Origin of the sequence: Streptomyces sp. Ru72 (assembly GCF_002920635.1) — a bacterium.
Classification (GTDB): Bacteria; Actinomycetota; Actinomycetes; order Streptomycetales; family Streptomycetaceae; genus Streptomyces.
Genome location: NZ_PQSR01000046.1, coordinates 1 through 15,704 on the forward strand (window position 1 = coordinate 1; position 15,704 = coordinate 15,704).

A 15,704-nucleotide genomic window follows, 5' to 3' on the forward strand; every position below is an offset into this window, starting at 1 on the left:
AGATGACGCGCGCGCCGAGTCCGGCCTTCAGGGTGTCCGCGACGATGGTGTCGACGTCGGTCATCGCGGTGGTCGGGAACGACAGCGGGATGTCTCCCAGGAAGAGTTCGCCGTCGCGGTCGTTCATGCCGCCGAGCGGGTTCCCGGGCGGCAGGGGGAGCAGGTCGCGGGGCAGCCAGTGGGCGTGCACGTCGATCACTCCGGCGCGGATGTCACCGATCATGTGTGTCCTTGAGAATGTCGGGCGGTCCCGGGACCGCCCCGCGTGGGGGGGCGGTCCGTGCGGGTCCGACGGGTGTCAGGCGGTGGTCTCCCGCTTTTCCCGGGCCGCGCGGGCGATGGCGCGCCGGATGGGTTCGTAGCCGGTGCACCGGCAGATGTTGGAGCCGACGACGCCTTCGATGGCGTCGGGCTTGTCGGCGAGGTCGGGGTCGGCGTCGAGCGCTCCGGCGGCCACCATGAGGAAGCCGGGGGTGCAGAATCCGCACTGGAGCGCGTGCTCGGCGGAGAACGCCCGTTGCAGCGGGTGGGGTTCGCCGTCGGGCCCGGCGAGGCCCTCTACCGTGCGGATGGAGCTGCCGTCGCACTGCACGGCGAGCACCAGACAGGCGCGGACCGCCTCGCCGTCCATGAGCACGCTGCACGCCCCGCAGATCCCGTGCTCGCACCCCAGGTGGGTGCCTGTCAGGCCCAGGTCGTCGCGAAGGACGTCGGCGAGCAGGCGGCGGGGTTCGACGTCGAGGGCGTGTGCGGTGCCGTTCACGGTGAGCGTGATCTTCATCGAGGGTCTCCCTGTCGTGGCGCGAGACGCGAGCGCAGGTCGGTCGCCGCCTCGGTGAGTGTCCTGCCGACCAGGACGGCGATGGCCTGCCGCTTGTACTCCACGTCGGCGTACGGTTCGGCGAGGGGCGCGGCGTCCTCCTGGGCGGCGGCCCGGCCGGCGCGGGCGAACGGATGGCCGTCGGGGAGCCGGGGCCCTTCGGGGAGCGGTGCGATGTCGGCGCCGATCAGCGCCTGTTCGGCGGCGCGGGCCCGCAGGGGGCGGTCGGCGGAGTTGACCAGTCCGATGCGTGCGTCGCTGATCACGCCGTCGGTCACGGTGAGGGCCGCCGCGACCGCGACCTGGGCGAAGCAGAAGTGCGTGCGGCGGTGCTCGATGAAGCCGACGCCGGTGTTCTCCCCGAGCAGCGGCAGGCGTACGGCGGTGATCAGCTCCTGGGGCCGGCGCGCGGTGCGGTACGGCCCGAGGAAGTAGTCCCGCGCCGGGATGGAGCGGGCGCCGTCGGGACCGGTGACCTCGACGGTGGCGTCGAGGGCGACGCCGATGGCGCACCACTCCGAGGCGGGGTGGGCCCAGCCGAAGCTGCCGGCCATGGTGCCCCGGGAACGGATGGGCGGGTGGGCGATGTTGACGACGGCCCGGGACAGCAGGGTGCCGAGCGGGCCGGGGACCGCGTCGGCCGACTCGAAGGCCGCGTGCCGGACGAGGGCGCCGACGCGCAGTTCGTCGCCGTCGACGCGCATGCCGTCGAGTTCCGGGATGCGGTTGATGTCGACGACGAGCTGCGGCCGGACGCGCTGCAGGTGCATCTCCAGGATCAGGCTCTGCCCGCCGGCGAGCACCTGGGCCGCGCGGTCGGTGTCGCCGAGCGCCTGGACGGCCTCGGCGACCGTGCGGGGGACGACGTAGTCGAAGGACGCGGGTTTCACCGGACACCCTCCTCGTGCTTCGGGGCGCGGGCCGCCCGCCAGACGCTGTCCGGCGTGAGCGGCATCTGGAGCAGGTCGGGATCGGCGATCCGCAGGGCGTCGGCCACGGCGTTGACGATGGCGGCCGGGGTGCCGATGCAGCCCGACTCCCCCGCTCCCTTGGCGCCCAGCGGGGTGCTGGGGCTGGGGGTGCAGGTGTCCTTGATCTCGATGGGCGGGATCTCCGTGTACGTGGGCAGCAGGTAGTCCAGGAATCCGTTCGCCAGGTGGGGCACGCCGTCCGCGTCGAACGTCATGCCTTCGTAGAGGGCCTGGCCGATGCCCTGTACGGCGGATCCGTACGCCTGTCCGTGCACCACGGTGGGGTTGAGGACCACTCCGCAGTCGTCCACGGCCACCAGCCGCAGGACGTTCACGGTGCCGAGGTCGGGGTCCACCTCGGTCACGGCGACGTGCGCGCCGAAGGGGAAGGCCATGCCCGCCTCGTAGCGGCTCTCGACACGAAGCGGCCCGGTCGCCTCGACCAGTTCGGCCAGGCTCAGGACGGCCGAACCGCCGGAGGTCGCGTGGACGGTGCCGTCGGTCCACGCCACCTTGTCGGCCGGCAGGTCCCACAGCTCCGCCGCCCGCTCACGGGCCTGCTCGATCAGGAGGTCGGCCGCCTGCTGGAACATCGCGCCGTCGACCTGTGCCGACCGGCTGGCGAAGGAGCCCAGCCCTTCGGGCTGTTCGTCCGTGTCGCCCTCGACGAGACGGACCTGCGCCTCGGGGATGCCGAGGGTCTTGGCGACGAGCGCCGGGAAGACCGTCTCGTGCCCCTGGCCACTGGGGGCGGCGCCGCAGCGGGCGGTGACGGTGCCGTCCTCGTGGACCTCCAGGCTGCCGAACTCGTGCAGTCCGCCGGGTTCGCCGCCCGAGCGTTCCACGTAGCAGGAGACGCCGATGCCGAGCGGCAGCGCGTCCGGGTCGCTGCGGCGGCGGGCCTGTTCCGCGCGCCACTCCTCGTAGCCGACCGTCTCCAGCGCCAGGTCCAGCGCGGCGGCGTAGTTCCCGCTGTCGTAGCGCCGGCCGGTGGGTGTGTCGTACGGGAAGGCGTCGGGCGGGATGAAGTTGCGCCGCCGCAGCTCGATCGGGTCGATGCCGAGCCGCCGGGCGAGCAGGTCCATGGTGCGCTCGATGGCGATGGCGGCCTCGGGGCGTCCGGCGCCGCGGTAGGGGTAGGTCACCATGGTGTTGGTGAGCACCGAGCGCAGGGTCGCGTGGACTTGTGGGGTGGTGTACGCGCCGGGCGCCATCCACGCCGTCTGCATGGGCAGTCCCACGCCGAGGTGCGGATAGGCGCCGACGTCCGCGTTGATCGTCAACTCGTACGCCAGCAGGCGCCCTTCGGCGTCGGCGGCGAGCCGGACGGTCTGGTCCTGGCCCCGGCCGCGGGTGGCGACGAGCATGGACTCCAGGCGGTCCTCGATCCAGCGCACGGGCCGGCCGAGCGTGACGGCCAGGTAGGCGACGACCACGAACTCGGGGAAGGCGGCGCTCTTGGAGCCGAAGGCGCCTCCGGTGTCCGGGACGACGACCCGGACCCGGTCGGCGGACCAGCCGAGCAGCGCGGCGAGTTCACGGCGCAGCCGGTGCGGCATCTGGTGCCCCGACCACACGGTCAGCCGGTCCCCCTCGGGTACGGCGAGGATCGTGCGGCACTCCATGGGGCTGGGCATGAGCAACTGCTGCCGGTAGGTGGCCTCGACCACGTCGGCGGCGTCCTGCCAGACGGCCGGGTCGACGGGCGCGCCGGCCTCGCCCCGCAGGGCGGTGTTGCTGAGGCCGTCGAACAGGCGGACGGAGTCGTCCAGGGCCTCGGACGGTGTCACCACCGCGGGCAGCGGATCGACCACGGCGGTGACCTCGGCGGCCCCGTCCTCGGCCCGGTAGCGGTCCTCGCCGAGGACGACCGCCAGCGCCTCGCCCGGATAGCGCACCCGGTCCTTGACGAGCGCCGGCCACTCCCGGCCCGCGACCGCTTCCTCCGTCGACAGCCGGGCGAGCAGGGTGTGCGGAACCGGCGGCAGGTCCGGCAGGTCCGCGGCCGACCAGGCGCCCACGACACCGGGCACGTCACGCGCCGCGGAACAGTCCACGCTCCGCAGCGAGCCGTGGGCGACCTTGCTTCTCACAAATGCGGCGTCCAGGCATCCCGGCACGTGAATATCGGCGACATACCGGCCTTTCCCGGTGAGCAGCCGTTCGTCCTCGCGCCTTGTCCATCGCTCCACAAAAACACCTCGTTCGTGTGGGGGCTGGAATTGACCGGCGACGGCCGTATCCGGCAGCGAGCGCGTGCGGGAATATTCGGCCCGTCGCAGCGTGGCCGTTCGTGAGGAACGCCACGCCGGTGGAATTCGACTGCTTGGACACTAACCGCGGAAGCGGCCGCGGGCGAGGGGAGCTCGGGTGGTGTGCGCTGTGGGACCAGAGGTGTGCGCGGCCCGGACAGCCGGCCGCCGGCCATGGACGGCCGGCGGCCGGGGCGTGGCGGGTCAGCCCAGTTCGGTCTCCAGCCACCGCAGGACGTCGGGCGTCACGGGGTCGACGAGGTCGGCGAACTCCTCGTGGCGCTTGAGGAACTTCGCCACGTACGGGCAGACGGGCACGATCCGCTTCCCGGATTCCCGTACGTCGGTGAGCGCCTCCTGGACGAGCCGGGAGGCCAGGCCCTGACCGGCGAAGGCGTCGTCGACCTCGGTGTGGTAGAAGACGCGCTGCGCGTCGCGGTCGCGGTAGGCGGTCAGTCCGGCGCGCTTGCCGTCGACGAGTATTTCGTAGCGATTCCTGGCGTCCACACGCTCGACGACCGGGGTGGCGGAAGGCTGGCTCATGGGGTGCCTTTCGGATTGGCGTCAGTGACGCGGCGGATTCCTGCGCGGAGTGATGGTGGCATTCGGCAGGACAGGGGCGGGAAGACGGTCTCCCGGATATCCTTCGACGGCGCCGAAGCGATCGGAGGAGTTCTGCCAGTCCTCGCGGGCCCTGACGATATCCTCGTGGCTCCGGCCGATGAAATTCCACCACATGACGATCTCCTCCTCGAAGGGCGTTCCGCCGAGGAGGACCGTCCGCGCGATGTCGTCCGACTCGTTGGTCAGGGTCAGCGTGCCGGGGCCCGGGTGGACATAGCCCAGCTCGGCCGGCTTCAGCAGCACGTCGGCGAGGCGGACGTCTCCCTGGTCGACGAGGAGGCCGTGTTCGAAGCCGGGGTCCACGGCGAGCGTGACGGTCGCGTGCGGCTCGAGGACGATCTCGGCGCCGAGCAGGGGCGTGAAGGTCGGCACCGGAGAGGTGGTGCCGGCGAGGGAGCCGAGGAAGACCCGGATCTCGGCACCGTCGGTCCGTACCGGCTCGGGGACGTGGTGCTGGAAGTCCCGCGCGGTGGCGCGGTGCTGCTCCGGCAGCGCGACCCAGAGCTGGACACCGTGCAGGATCGTGGTCCGAGGGGTGGAGACCTCGGAGTGGCTGATGCCGTACCCACCCGTCATGAGGTTCAGCTCGCCCGGCCGCACGTAAGCGTGGCTGCCCAGGCTGTCCCGGTGCTCGATCTCGCCGCTGAACAGCCAGCTCACCGTCTGCAGCCCGGTGTGGGGGTGCGGGGCGACGTCCATGCCGCCCGTCTCGGAGACGTCGTCGGGCCCGTAGTGGTCCGCGAAGCACCAGGCCCCGATCAGGGTCCGGGCACGCTGCGGCAGGGTGCGCCGCACGGTCATCGCCCGAGGGCCGCCAAGGGGAACATCGCGTGGGGTCAGTACGTCGACCCGTGGCGTCGTGGCCGGACGCTCGCCGTCCACCGATGCGCCGCACCGCAGCTCCATCGGTTTCGTCTCGACATTGCTCACCGTGGACCGCCTTCCAGCCCGCTAGTTTGTTCTATATTCAACTACCATGCCCGATCATAGGGCGACGGCACCGCGCACACCAACAGACATGGGGAGCCCGCAGCGGCCCCCGGAGGAGTCCCAGGTTGAGCACCCACCCCACCGGGTCCGCGATCCAGCGGATCTTCATCGACAAGCAGAGCCCCGCCGCCTATCAGGCGCTGGTGCGGACCTCCGAAGCCGTGCGGGCGGTCGCCGCCGAGGCCGGGCTCGACCGGACGCTCGTGGAACTGGTCAATCTGCGCGTGTCGCAGATCAACGGCTGCGCGTACTGCCTCAACGTACACACGAACGCCGCCCTGCGCGCGGGTGAGACCCCACAACGCCTCGGCGTGCTGGCGGCCTGGCGGGACACCGAACTGTTCACGCCCGACGAACGCGCGGCGCTCGCGCTCGCCGAGGCCACCACGGCTCTCGCCGACACCGCCCTGCAGGAGGCCGCGTACGGCACCGCCCGGGAGGTCCTCACGGACGATCAGATCTCCGCCGTGATCTGGGTGGCGGTCACGATCAACGCCTTCAACCGTGTCTCGGTCATGAGCGGGCATCCGGTACGGCACCGGTAGGCGTCGCCCCCGGTCCTCAGCGGCGGCCATCTCCGCACGAGATGACCGCCATCGAGAACCATCACGACGGATGGGGAAGCAAACCGGGCCGCCGAGCGCTGACGCCCCCGTGAGAGCACCGAGGAAGCTGCTCTCGACCACCGCCAGGCGTCCTGCCGAGCCGGTCCGGCCGGCTCCCCGTCCCGAAGAAGGTCCCCGTGTCCCAGTCCTCCGGTGTCCGGACTCCGTCCAAGGTCACCAGCGCCGCTCCCGCTCACGGTGTGCCGGGCTGGCTGATCGCCTTGCTGGCCGTCGCCTCCGGCATGACGGTCGCCAACCTCTACTACGCGCAGCCCCTGCTGTCGTCCCTGCGCGACGTCTTCCACATCAGCACGGCCACCGCGGGCACACTGATCACGCTCACCCAGGTCGGTTATGTGATCGGCATGCTCTTCCTGGTGCCGCTCGGCGACCGGCTGGAGAAGCGCGCCCTGATCACCACCCTGCTGACGGTCACCACCCTCGCCCTGGTGGCGGCCGGCCTCGCGACCGGGTTCCCGATGCTGCTGGCCGCCTCCCTGATCAGCGGCGCCACGTCCGTGGTCGCCCAGATCCTGGTCCCGTTCGCCGCGAGCCTCGCCCCGGACCACGCCCGGGGGCGGATCGTGGGCCGGGTGATGAGCGGCCTGCTCACCGGCATCCTGCTCTCCCGCACCCTCAGCAGCCTGGTCTCCGACGTCGCCGGCTGGCGCGTCGTCTACCTCGGCTCCGCGGTCCTGATGGCCCTGCTGGCCGTGGCCCTGCGGGCCGCGCTGCCCAAGCACGCCCCCACCACCACCGTCCCGTACCACCACGTGCTGCGCTCCACCGCCGCACTGGTGCGCAGGCATCCCGTGCTGCTGCGCCGCGGCCTGTACCAGGCGGCGATGTTCGGCGCCTTCAGCGCCTTCTGGACCACCGTCTCCTACGTCCTCACCGGCCCCCGCTTCCACTACTCCCCCGTCGGCGTCGGCATCTTCGCCCTCGTCGGAGCCGCGGGTGCGGCCATCGCCCCGCTGGCCGGGCACTGGGCCGACCACGGGCTGACCCGGCGCATGACCGGCGCCGCCTTCGCCGCCGCCGCACTGGCCTTCGCGCTCGCCGGCTTCGGCGGGCACAGCGTCGTGCTGATCGCCCTCGCCGCCGTCGTCCTCGACATGGCCGTCCAGACCACCCTGATCCTCGGCCAGCACACGGTCTACCAACTCGACCCCGCCGCCCGGGCCCGTCTGAACAGTGCCTTCATCGCCACCTTCTTCCTCGGCGGCGCCCTCGGCTCCCAGCTCGGCTCGATCGCCTACCGCGCCGGAGGCTGGGGCGCGGTCACCGTCCTCGGCGCCGCCCTGCCGGTCCTGGCACTCCTCTACTGGACCACCGAACTCCGACGCGCCGGGCGGACCCCCGACCACGACGCCGAGTGAGACCTCCTGGCGCCGCACGGCCCGAACCGTGGTGGCGCACAGGGTTCTTCTTCGGACCACACCCCGTGCGCTCATCGGCAAGACGCTCCCCCGGGCCCGCCCTACGGTGATCGGCACCATCCACCGTCAGATCCCGCGCTGACGAAGGCAAAGCACCAAAAGTCGCAGACAGGGGGCGGCATGAGACACCCTCTCCCCGGTACCGCGGACGAAAGGTCGGTCGTCCACAGGACCGAGATCATCGTCTCCGTGGCCGACGAACCGCCGATACCGCTCCCTGCCGAGCTCCGCTACGACATGAGCGACCCGTATGCCGTGCGTCTGTCGCTGGGTGCCCCCGGCGCCCCCTCCGTCGACTGGGTGTTCGCCCGGTCGCTCCTCGCGGACGGTCTTCGCCGGTCCGCGGGGATCGGGGAGGTGGTGGTGATCCCGCCGCACCGGTGCCACCCGGACACGCTCCGCATCCTGCTCAGGACGCGGACCGGGGCGGCGGTCCTCGAGGTCGGGATCCATGCGGTCACGGCCTTCCTGCGGCGCACCGACACGATGGTGCCGCCGGGCACCGAGCACCGTCACCTCGACCTGGACGGCGTCGTCGCCAGGCTCACGTCCGGCGGCGCGTGAACCGGCACCCCTTGGTCCACCCAGGACTTGGTGCGCTCATCGGCACCTCACCGTGCGCTCCCGGGCAACCCGTCCCCCGTTCCCGCCCCTAACGTCGACCACGTATTCACGGCACCGCATCGCAGGAGGCATGTCATGACCACCGGTTCCCACCCCACGAGCAGCCAGCCGTGGCTGCATCAGAAGGGCAGGTCATCCAGGAGTTCGGGACCGTCAAGCAGTTCCCCGTCGCGCTGTCCTACGACGCGCGCATGTACTCCTGCCAGCGCCTGAACAAGACCCTGGCCGACACCCAGATCCTCTACAGCCTCTACAAGAAGCACCACTGGCTTCTGCGCGGCGCGACCTTCTACCAGCTGCACCTGCTCCTGGACAAGCACGCGGAGCAGCAGCTGGAGCTCGTCGACACGATCGCCGAGCGGGTCCAGACCCTGGGCGGCGTCGCGGTGGGCGACCCCCGGCACGTCGCGGAGATCACCTCCATTCCGCGTCCGCCGGACGGCGTCGAGGAGGTCCCCGCCATGCTCTCCCGGCTGCTGGAGGCCCACGAGACCATCCTGGCGGACGCGCACGACGCGGCTGCCCGGACCGCCGAGCTGGGCGACGACGGCACCAACGACCTGCTGGTGTCGCAGGTGATCCGCACCGGTGAGCTGCAGGCCTGGTTCCTGGCGGAGCACCTGGTCGACACCCCCCTGGTCCGCTCCTGAACGGAACGCACCACCCATACCGCACGGGGCGCGGCAGCCGGCCGCGTCCCGGGCACCACGCCGGGCGCCGGCCCGACGAGCGACGAGGAGAGGGATGAACAGCCGTGGGAGCCGCTCCTCGAGCCCCGCGCCGAGCCGCGTCTCCGGTCCCCGTGGCGGTCCCCGTTTGCGCCACGGGCCGATGCGGTGGGGGCGGGGGCCGGGCGCCGGCATGACGGGCCGGGACCCGGGTGAGCCGCACCGGACCGCCACATCCCTGGAGCTCCTGTTCGACCTCTGCTTCGTCATCGCGGTGGCCCAGGCGTCCCACAGCCTGAACACCGCTGTGACCGCCGGGGACTACACCGGCGGGTGCCTGCGCTTCGCGCTGGTCTTCTTCACGATCTGGTGGGCGTGGATGAACTTCACCTGGTTCGCCTCCGCCTACGACCCGGACGACGTCCCCTACCGGTTGACGGTGCTCCTCCAGATCACCGGATCCCTCGTTCTCGCCGCCGGCGTGCCGCGGGCGTTCGAGGACGGTGATCTGCGCGTCATCACGCTGGGCTACATGATGCTGCGCGTGACGCTGGCCGCGCTGTGGCTGCGGGCCGCCCGATCGGATCGGCGCCGGCGGCGGACCGCTCTGCGGTTCGCGACCGGGGTGACGGCCTGCCAGGTCGGGTGGGTGGGGCTGCTGTTCGTTCCGGCACCGGTGCGACTGCCCGGCATCATCGTGATGATCGCCGCGGAGGTCGCGGTCCCGGTGTGGGCGCAGTCCGCCGGTATGACGCCGTGGCACCCGCATCACATCGCCGAGCGCTATGAACTGTTCACCCTCATCGTGCTCGGTGAGTCCGTCGCGGCCGCCACCACGGCGGTACGGGACGCGCTCGACCGGCACCACAGCGCATGGGCGCTGTACGCCCTGGCAGCGGGCGGGCTGCTCATGGTCTTCGCCATGTGGTGGCTGTACTTCGCCCGGCCCGCGCACACACTGCTCGCCACCACGCACCGGGCCCACCGCAGGAGATTCACCTGGGCGTACGGCCACTACCTGGTCTTCGCCTCGGCGACCGCCTCGGGAGCGGGGATGGCGGCGTACGCCCAGCTGGTGACGCGGCGCACCGACGTCTCCGCCCTGGCAGCGGGCGCGGCCGTCACCGTCCCGGTGGCGATCTTCCTGATCACGGTGTGGGCCGTCCATGTCCGGCCGCACCGACGCCGTGGGCTCGGACGGTTCCTGTTCCCCGCTTGCGCGGTCGCGGTCCTGGCGGCCGCCTGCTCCCCGGCACCGGCCCTCGTCGCCGGACTGCTGCTGGCCGCTCTGGTCGTCGTGGTCACGGTGACCGACCGGCCGGGGCGAGCGGCGCGGGTGGAGGGGTGACGCGGAGCCCCATGCCCGGCGCGGTGCCGGTCTTCACGGTGCCGGTGCCGATCTTCATGGTGCCGGTGCCGAGCCGCTTCGGGTCTCGGCTGCCCCGGGCTGGCGCGGTGCGCGGACGCGCCCTGCGGAGGTTGCCAGAATCCGGGCCATGTTCGCTGCTTACATCGAGGAGTTCGGCGGCCCCGAGGCGATCCGTTGCGGCCAACTGCCCTCGCCCCGGCCCGGACCGACCGATGTCCTGGTGAACGTCGAGGTGACCGCCGTGAACCAGGTCGACACGTTCGTCCGCTCCGGTGCCTGGCGGACCCCGGTCCCCTGGCCGTTCGTCGTCGGCCGTGATCTGGTGGGTACGGTGGCCGAAACGTCGCCGGGAGCCCCCGGGTTCGCCGTCGGCGACCGGGTGTGGTGCAACAGCATGGGGCACGCGGGGCGCTCCGGCGCCGCGGCCGAACAGGTCGTGGTGCCGACGGACCGGCTCTACCACCTGCCCGCGGGGGTCGATCCCAGTACCGCCGTGGCGGTGGCGCATCCGGCGGCCACCGCCCATCTGGCGCTGTTCACCCACGGGCGCCTGCGCCCCGGGGAGACCGTGGTCGTGCTGGGCGGTGGCGGGAACGTCGGCAGCGCCCTGACGCTGATGGCCGCCCGGGCCGGTGCCCGCGTCGTCGCCACCGCGAGCGCCCGTGACGCCGGGCGCGTGCGCGCGCTGGGCGCGGCGGCGGTCGTCGATCACCACGGAACCGACGTGCTCCCGCGTCTGCGGCGGGCCTGTCCCGGGGGCGCGGGCCTGTTCCTCGACACATCGGCGGCCAACGATCTGGACACCGCCGTGGATCTGCTCGCCCGGCGCGGGCGGATCGTCGTGTTCTCGGGGATGAGGACCCGGCCGCCGTTGCCCACCGGAGCGCTCTACCTCAAGGACGGTTCGGTCACCGGGTTCACGATCTCCCATGCGACGACCGCGGAACTCGCCGAGGCCGCGGCCGGAGTCGGCCGGTTGCTCGCCGACGGCTCACTGCGTCCGCCGGCCGTCGTCACCATGCCTCTGGAGCAGGCGGCCACGGCGCACCGCCTGCTGGAGTCGGGAGACGTGCGCGGGAAGATCGTCCTGCGCGTCCCATCGGAGGACGCAGCCCGGTAGGCCACCGGTCCTCACGCTGATGCGCGCTGGAACCGAAGGGTGGCGTCGACGGTGGTCAGGCCGCGCATCATGCCCATCTGGTTCCACGTCAGACCGAACTGGGCGCGATCCACGGTGAACTCGGTGGTGAGGACGACCGCGTCGGGTCCGGCCTGGGTGAGGGTGGCGGTGACGGTCTGCGGCCGGGTGATGCCGCGCACGGTCAGCCGGCCGTGGACGGTGACGGTGTCGTCGCCACGCCGGGTGGCGTCGAGTGCGTCGAAGACGATGGCGGGGTGCTGCTCCGCGGCGAAGAAGTCGTCGGAACGCAGGTGCGCGTCGCGCTTGGCGTGCTTGGTGTCCAGCGAGGCGGCGTCCAGGCTGACGGTGCCCGTGGCGGTGCCGTCCGGGTGCACCTGTCCCTGGCCGGTGACCGAGGTGAAGGTGCCCTTGACGGTGACCAGGCCCCACATCGTCCTGTGCTTGAGGGCGACGGTGGAGGCGGCGGAGTCGAGCACGAAGAGGCCGGTTTCGACAGCGGCGGTGGTCATGGGGATCTCCTGACAGCGGAGGGTGGCCGGGAGGGACGGCCACCCGCTCATCCAAATTTGAACAGCACCGTAACAGGTGATTCGAATGTGGACCATCGTTCGTGCGGCCAGATCGTTCAGATTTGGAACACTGTTATCCTGAGCGCATGGCCGATCACTCCGCACCCGCCGCCTCGTCCGCCGACGCGTCGACGGACGGCAGTGGTCTGGTGCCGGACGAGCTGCGCACCTATATGCGGGTCGTGGCCGCCACCGGAGCGATCGAGCAGCAGCTGCGCTCACACGTCAAGAAGGCCCTCGGGGTCTCGCACGACGAGTTCCTGGTGCTGTGCCTGCTCGCGGACCAGCCGGGCACCACTTTGCGCATGACACGGATCGCCGAGCTCCTCGGCCGTCCGAAGACACGGCTGACCTACCAGGTCGGCTGTCTGCACCACATGGGTCTCGTCACCCGTGAGTCGGTCTGCGGCGACCGGCGCGGCATCGCGCTCACCCTCACGGACAAGGGCCGACGGCTGCTCGCGGAGAACACCCCCGCCCTCGCCCAGGTCCTGGTCAGCCTGATCGGCCCGGCCCAGTGCGCGGCCCTGAGCGGCCTGCTCGCCCAGGCGTCCCACCCCGCCGACGAAGACGGACACCCGCAGGACCCCGCCTCCTAGCGCTTGGCCGTCCGGACGCCCCCTGGGGCCCGCGAACGGGCGGTGGAGGCCCGGACGAGCTCGACCGGCGGCGTGATCCTCCCCGGCGGCCGCATGACGGCGCCGTCATGATGGCGCGATCATCCGCACCCGGTGGGATCGGACGGGCCCCTCGGGGCCCTGCCACGCCCCGCCGGGGTGAACGCCCATACGGGTGACTTGTCACTCACCCCACCGGGGTACAGAGCAAGAACACTGCCCTGTTCAGCGCCACTGTCGTTTCGTCGCGATCGAATACGAGTGGCAACTTGAGTGTGTCCGACACAAACTGAAGCGCGTGGAGCCGTGATCAGATAACAGTGCGCGACACCGTGGCTTCCGGATTGCTCGATCCGGGCACTGCCGAGCACGGAAGACACCGGACCGGTCACCCCGTGGCCGGTGGTTGTCGGATTTCCTCAAGGAGCTTGAATGGTAGACAGGTCTGCCGAGGCGCTCGTCCTCGGTCAGGACGACCCCGCGATCGCCCGGCGCGGCGGCGCCGGCCCGGCGAGGGACACCGAGAGGAAATTCGCCGAAGTTCTGGCCGAGGTTGTCGACGTCGAAAGCGTATCGCCCGACAGTCATTTTTTCGAGGACCTCGGCGCCAATTCCTTGGTGATGGCGCAGTTCTGCGCACGGGCCAGGAAGCTCCCGGACCTTCCGTCCGTCTCGATGAAGGACATCTACCGCAATCCCACGATCCGCTCTCTGGCGGCGGCCCTCACGGACGCCGCACCGGCTCCCGCGGGCTCCCCCACACCGACGACACCACCGGCACAGGTGGCGGCGGTGACTCCGGGGAGCACGCCGCTTTATGTCCTGTGCGGCACGCTCCAGTTGCTGTTCTTCCTCGGCTACTCCTTCGTCACCGGACTCGTCGCGGCCGCGGGATACGACTGGGTCTCCGACGGTTCGGGCGTCGGAGACGTGTATCTGCGTTCGGTCGCATTCGGCGGCCTCGGTTTCCTGGCCCTGTGCGCGTTCCCGGTCGTCGCGAAATGGGTTCTCATCGGCCGCTGGAAGCCCCGTGAGTTCCCCGTCTGGAGCCTGACCTATCTGCGCTTCTGGATCGTCAAGGCACTGCTCCATGCCAATCCGATGATCCTCTTCGTCGGCAACCCGCTGTACGTCATGTACCTGCGGGCACTCGGCGCACGGATCGGCAAGGGCGTCACGATCCTCTCCCGGTCCGTGCCGGTCTGCACCGACCTGCTCACGATCGGCGCCGGATCCGTGATCCGCAAGGACGCCTTCTTCCTCTGCTACCGGGCGCACGCCGGTCGCATCCAGACCGGCCGCATCACCCTCGGCCGGGACGTGTACATCGGCTCCAAGACCGTGCTCGACATCGACACGTCGATGGGCGACGGAGCCCAGCTCGGCCACGCGTCGGCCCTGTACCGCGGTCAGGCGGTCCCGGCGGGCGAACGCCGTCACGGGTCACCGGCCCAGCCCACGGACATCGACCACGTCAGGGTCGCACCGGCCCGGTGCGGCACTCCGCGCCGGGCCTGGTTCGCCCTCGTCAGCCTGCTCCAGCTGTTCCTGCTGTACATCCCGCTGGCGGTCGGTGGCCTGTACATGCTCTTCACCTGGATCCCCGTGCTCGACGACCGGCTGAACCCGGACGACGTCGGCATCCTGACGACGGAGTTCTTCGTCGACACGCTGCTGCTGTCCCTGCTGATGTTCTTCGGTTTCGTGGTCGTGGGCCTCGTCGCCCTGCTCTCCGTGCCGCGACTGATGCACCTGGCCGTCAGACCCGACAAGGTCTACCCGCTCTACGGCTTCCACTATGCGGCGTTCCGGGCGGTCTCCGGAATGACGAACATCAAGTTCTTCGCCTGGCTGTTCGGTGACAGTTCCTACATCGTCCATTACCTGCTCGGCCTCGGATACAACCTGTCCCGGGTCGAGCAGACCGGCTCCAATTTCGGTACGGAGGTGCAGCACGAGACCCCGTATCTGGCCACGGTCGGCCGCGGCACCATGGTGGCCGACGGGCTCTCCATCCTCAATGCGGATTTCTCCAGCACGTCCTTCCGGGTGTCCCAGGCATCGATCGGTGCGCGCAACTTCCTCGGAAACAACATCGTGTATCCCGCGGGTGCGAGAACGGGCGACAACTGTCTGCTCGCCACGAAGGTCATGGTCCCGCTCGACGGCGAGGTCCGCGAAGGCGTCGGACTGCTCGGCTCCCCCTGTTTCGAGATTCCGCGGACGGTGGAGCGCGACACCCGGTTCGACCACCTGAGAAGCGGCGACGAGCTGCGCCGCCGACTGGCCGCAAAGAACCGCTACAACCTCCGCTCGATGGCCCTGTTCCTGTTCCTTCGCTGGCTGCACACCTTTGTGCTCACGGCAATCGCCATCGCCTCCGTCGACCTGTACGGAGTGCTTGGTTATGTGGTGATCTCCGGATATCTGGCCCTCACCCTCGCGTTCACCGCGGGCTATTACGTCCTGGTGGAGCGCTGCATCACGTTGTTCCGGCCGCTGCGCCCTCGACTGTGCTCCATCTACGACCCGTACTTCTGGTGGCACGAACGCCTGTGGAAGGTGCCCTCCGAATACCTCAACGTCTTCAACGGAACCCCTTTCAAGAACGTGATCTGGCGGCTGTCGGGGGTGCGTATCGGGCGCAGGGTCTTCGACGACGGCTGCTATGTGACGGAGCGGCAGCTCACCGCCATCGGCGATGACTGCACGCTCAACGCCGGCTCCAAGATCCAGTGTCATTCGCAGGAGGACGGCACGTTCAAGTCCGACCACTCCACCCTCGGTGCCGGCTGCACCCTCGGCGTCGGCGCTCATGTGCACTACGGCGTGACGATGGGCGACGGAGCCGTCCTGGCCCCCGACTCCTTCCTCATGAAGGGCGAGGAAGTCCCCCCGAACGCCCTGTGGGGCGGAAACCCCGCCGCCGAGCTGCGCGACGCCCCGGGCGAGGGCAGCGACTCGACGACGACAGTCACGTCCTCGGCGAACGGCGCCGCGCCGACGGCGGGTTGA

13 protein-coding genes and 2 pseudogenes are annotated in these 15,704 nt (G+C 70.8%); 8 read left to right on the forward strand and 7 right to left on the reverse strand.

The genetic code is table 11. From position 1 onward, the window contains the following. From C3488_RS21300 to C3488_RS21320, 6 genes and pseudogenes are all read right to left on the reverse strand, one after another. Positions 1-223: pseudogene (locus C3488_RS21300) on the reverse strand (amidohydrolase); the annotation flags it as partial. A gap of 75 nt (positions 224-298) precedes the next feature. Next, complete coding sequence (locus tag C3488_RS21305; RefSeq protein WP_103841738.1) at positions 299-781, reverse strand: (2Fe-2S)-binding protein; 483 nt, start codon at positions 779-781, stop codon at positions 299-301. Further along, a complete protein-coding gene (locus C3488_RS21310) occupies positions 778-1,710 on the reverse strand; it encodes a xanthine dehydrogenase family protein subunit M (protein ID WP_103841740.1) in 933 nt (310 codons plus the stop codon). Before C3488_RS21310 ends, C3488_RS21305 begins: the two co-directional genes overlap by 4 nt. Continuing rightward, entirely contained in the window at positions 1,707-3,884 is a 2,178-nt protein-coding gene (locus tag C3488_RS21315) for a xanthine dehydrogenase family protein molybdopterin-binding subunit (protein ID WP_258053557.1), read from the reverse strand. The genes C3488_RS21310 and C3488_RS21315 overlap by 4 nt, the downstream gene beginning before the upstream one ends. Positions 3,885-4,247: 363 nt before the next feature. After that, a complete protein-coding gene (locus C3488_RS41695; RefSeq protein ID WP_258053558.1) occupies positions 4,248-4,586 on the reverse strand; it encodes a GNAT family N-acetyltransferase in 339 nt (112 codons plus the stop codon). 21 nt (positions 4,587-4,607) lie between these two features. Next, the gene (locus C3488_RS21320; protein WP_258053559.1) at positions 4,608-5,597 is read right to left on the reverse strand and encodes a pirin family protein; all 990 of its coding nucleotides are present in this window, start codon (positions 5,595-5,597) and stop codon (positions 4,608-4,610) included. A 125-nt stretch (positions 5,598-5,722) separates the two neighbouring features. Between C3488_RS21320 and C3488_RS21325 the strand changes: the two genes are divergently transcribed. The 6 genes and pseudogenes from C3488_RS21325 (at position 5,723) to C3488_RS21350 (ending at position 11,482) form a co-directional block, all read left to right on the forward strand. Continuing rightward, positions 5,723-6,202, forward strand: coding sequence for a carboxymuconolactone decarboxylase family protein (locus C3488_RS21325; protein ID WP_103841744.1), 480 nt, complete (start codon positions 5,723-5,725; stop codon positions 6,200-6,202). Positions 6,203-6,462: 260 nt separating this feature from the next. Beyond that, entirely contained in the window at positions 6,463-7,641 is a 1,179-nt protein-coding gene (locus C3488_RS21330) for an MFS transporter (protein WP_103841819.1), read from the forward strand. Positions 7,642-7,821: 180 nt separating this feature from the next. Beyond that, complete coding sequence (locus tag C3488_RS21335) at positions 7,822-8,265, forward strand: SsgA family sporulation/cell division regulator (RefSeq protein ID WP_103841746.1); 444 nt, start codon at positions 7,822-7,824, stop codon at positions 8,263-8,265. 135 nt (positions 8,266-8,400) lie between these two features. Next, a pseudogene (locus C3488_RS21340) lies at positions 8,401-8,975 on the forward strand (Dps family protein). A gap of 211 nt (positions 8,976-9,186) precedes the next feature. Next, positions 9,187-10,341: a low temperature requirement protein A gene (locus tag C3488_RS21345; protein WP_219822326.1), complete on the forward strand. Its 1,155-nt coding sequence runs from the start codon at positions 9,187-9,189 to the stop codon at positions 10,339-10,341. 148 nt (positions 10,342-10,489) lie between these two features. Next, positions 10,490-11,482, forward strand: a complete 993-nt coding sequence (locus tag C3488_RS21350; protein WP_103841750.1) for an NADPH:quinone reductase — start codon at positions 10,490-10,492, stop codon at positions 11,480-11,482. An 11-nt stretch (positions 11,483-11,493) separates the two neighbouring features. Here C3488_RS21350 and C3488_RS21355 read toward each other — a convergent pair whose 3' ends face one another. Continuing rightward, positions 11,494-12,012, reverse strand: coding sequence for a YceI family protein (locus C3488_RS21355; protein WP_103841752.1), 519 nt, complete (start codon positions 12,010-12,012; stop codon positions 11,494-11,496). Positions 12,013-12,158: 146 nt separating this feature from the next. On the opposite strand from C3488_RS21355, the gene C3488_RS21360 reads away from it, so the two are divergent. Both C3488_RS21360 and C3488_RS21365 read left to right on the forward strand, forming a co-directional pair. Continuing rightward, positions 12,159-12,671 (forward strand): MarR family winged helix-turn-helix transcriptional regulator, encoded by a 513-nt coding sequence (locus C3488_RS21360; RefSeq protein ID WP_103841754.1) that lies wholly within the window; start codon positions 12,159-12,161, stop codon positions 12,669-12,671. Positions 12,672-13,121: 450 nt separating this feature from the next. Beyond that, the gene (locus tag C3488_RS21365; RefSeq protein WP_103841756.1) at positions 13,122-15,704 is read left to right on the forward strand and encodes a Pls/PosA family non-ribosomal peptide synthetase; all 2,583 of its coding nucleotides are present in this window, start codon (positions 13,122-13,124) and stop codon (positions 15,702-15,704) included.

Bases quoted from the DNA above. Each gene is read 5' to 3' on its own strand.
- C3488_RS21305 (WP_103841738.1), bottom strand. From the start codon at position 781: ATGAAGATCACGCTCACCGTGAACGGCACCGCACACGCCCTCGACGTC.
- C3488_RS41695 (WP_258053558.1), bottom strand. From the start codon at position 4,586: ATGAGCCAGCCTTCCGCCACCCCGGTCGTCGAGCGTGTGGACGCCAGG.
- C3488_RS21335 (WP_103841746.1), top strand. From the start codon at position 7,822: ATGAGACACCCTCTCCCCGGTACCGCGGACGAAAGGTCGGTCGTCCAC.
- C3488_RS21345 (WP_219822326.1), top strand. From the start codon at position 9,187: ATGACGGGCCGGGACCCGGGTGAGCCGCACCGGACCGCCACATCCCTG.
- C3488_RS21350 (WP_103841750.1), top strand. From the start codon at position 10,490: ATGTTCGCTGCTTACATCGAGGAGTTCGGCGGCCCCGAGGCGATCCGT.
- C3488_RS21355 (WP_103841752.1), bottom strand. From the start codon at position 12,012: ATGACCACCGCCGCTGTCGAAACCGGCCTCTTCGTGCTCGACTCCGCC.
- C3488_RS21360 (WP_103841754.1), top strand. From the start codon at position 12,159: ATGGCCGATCACTCCGCACCCGCCGCCTCGTCCGCCGACGCGTCGACG.
- C3488_RS21365 (WP_103841756.1), top strand. From the start codon at position 13,122: ATGGTAGACAGGTCTGCCGAGGCGCTCGTCCTCGGTCAGGACGACCCC.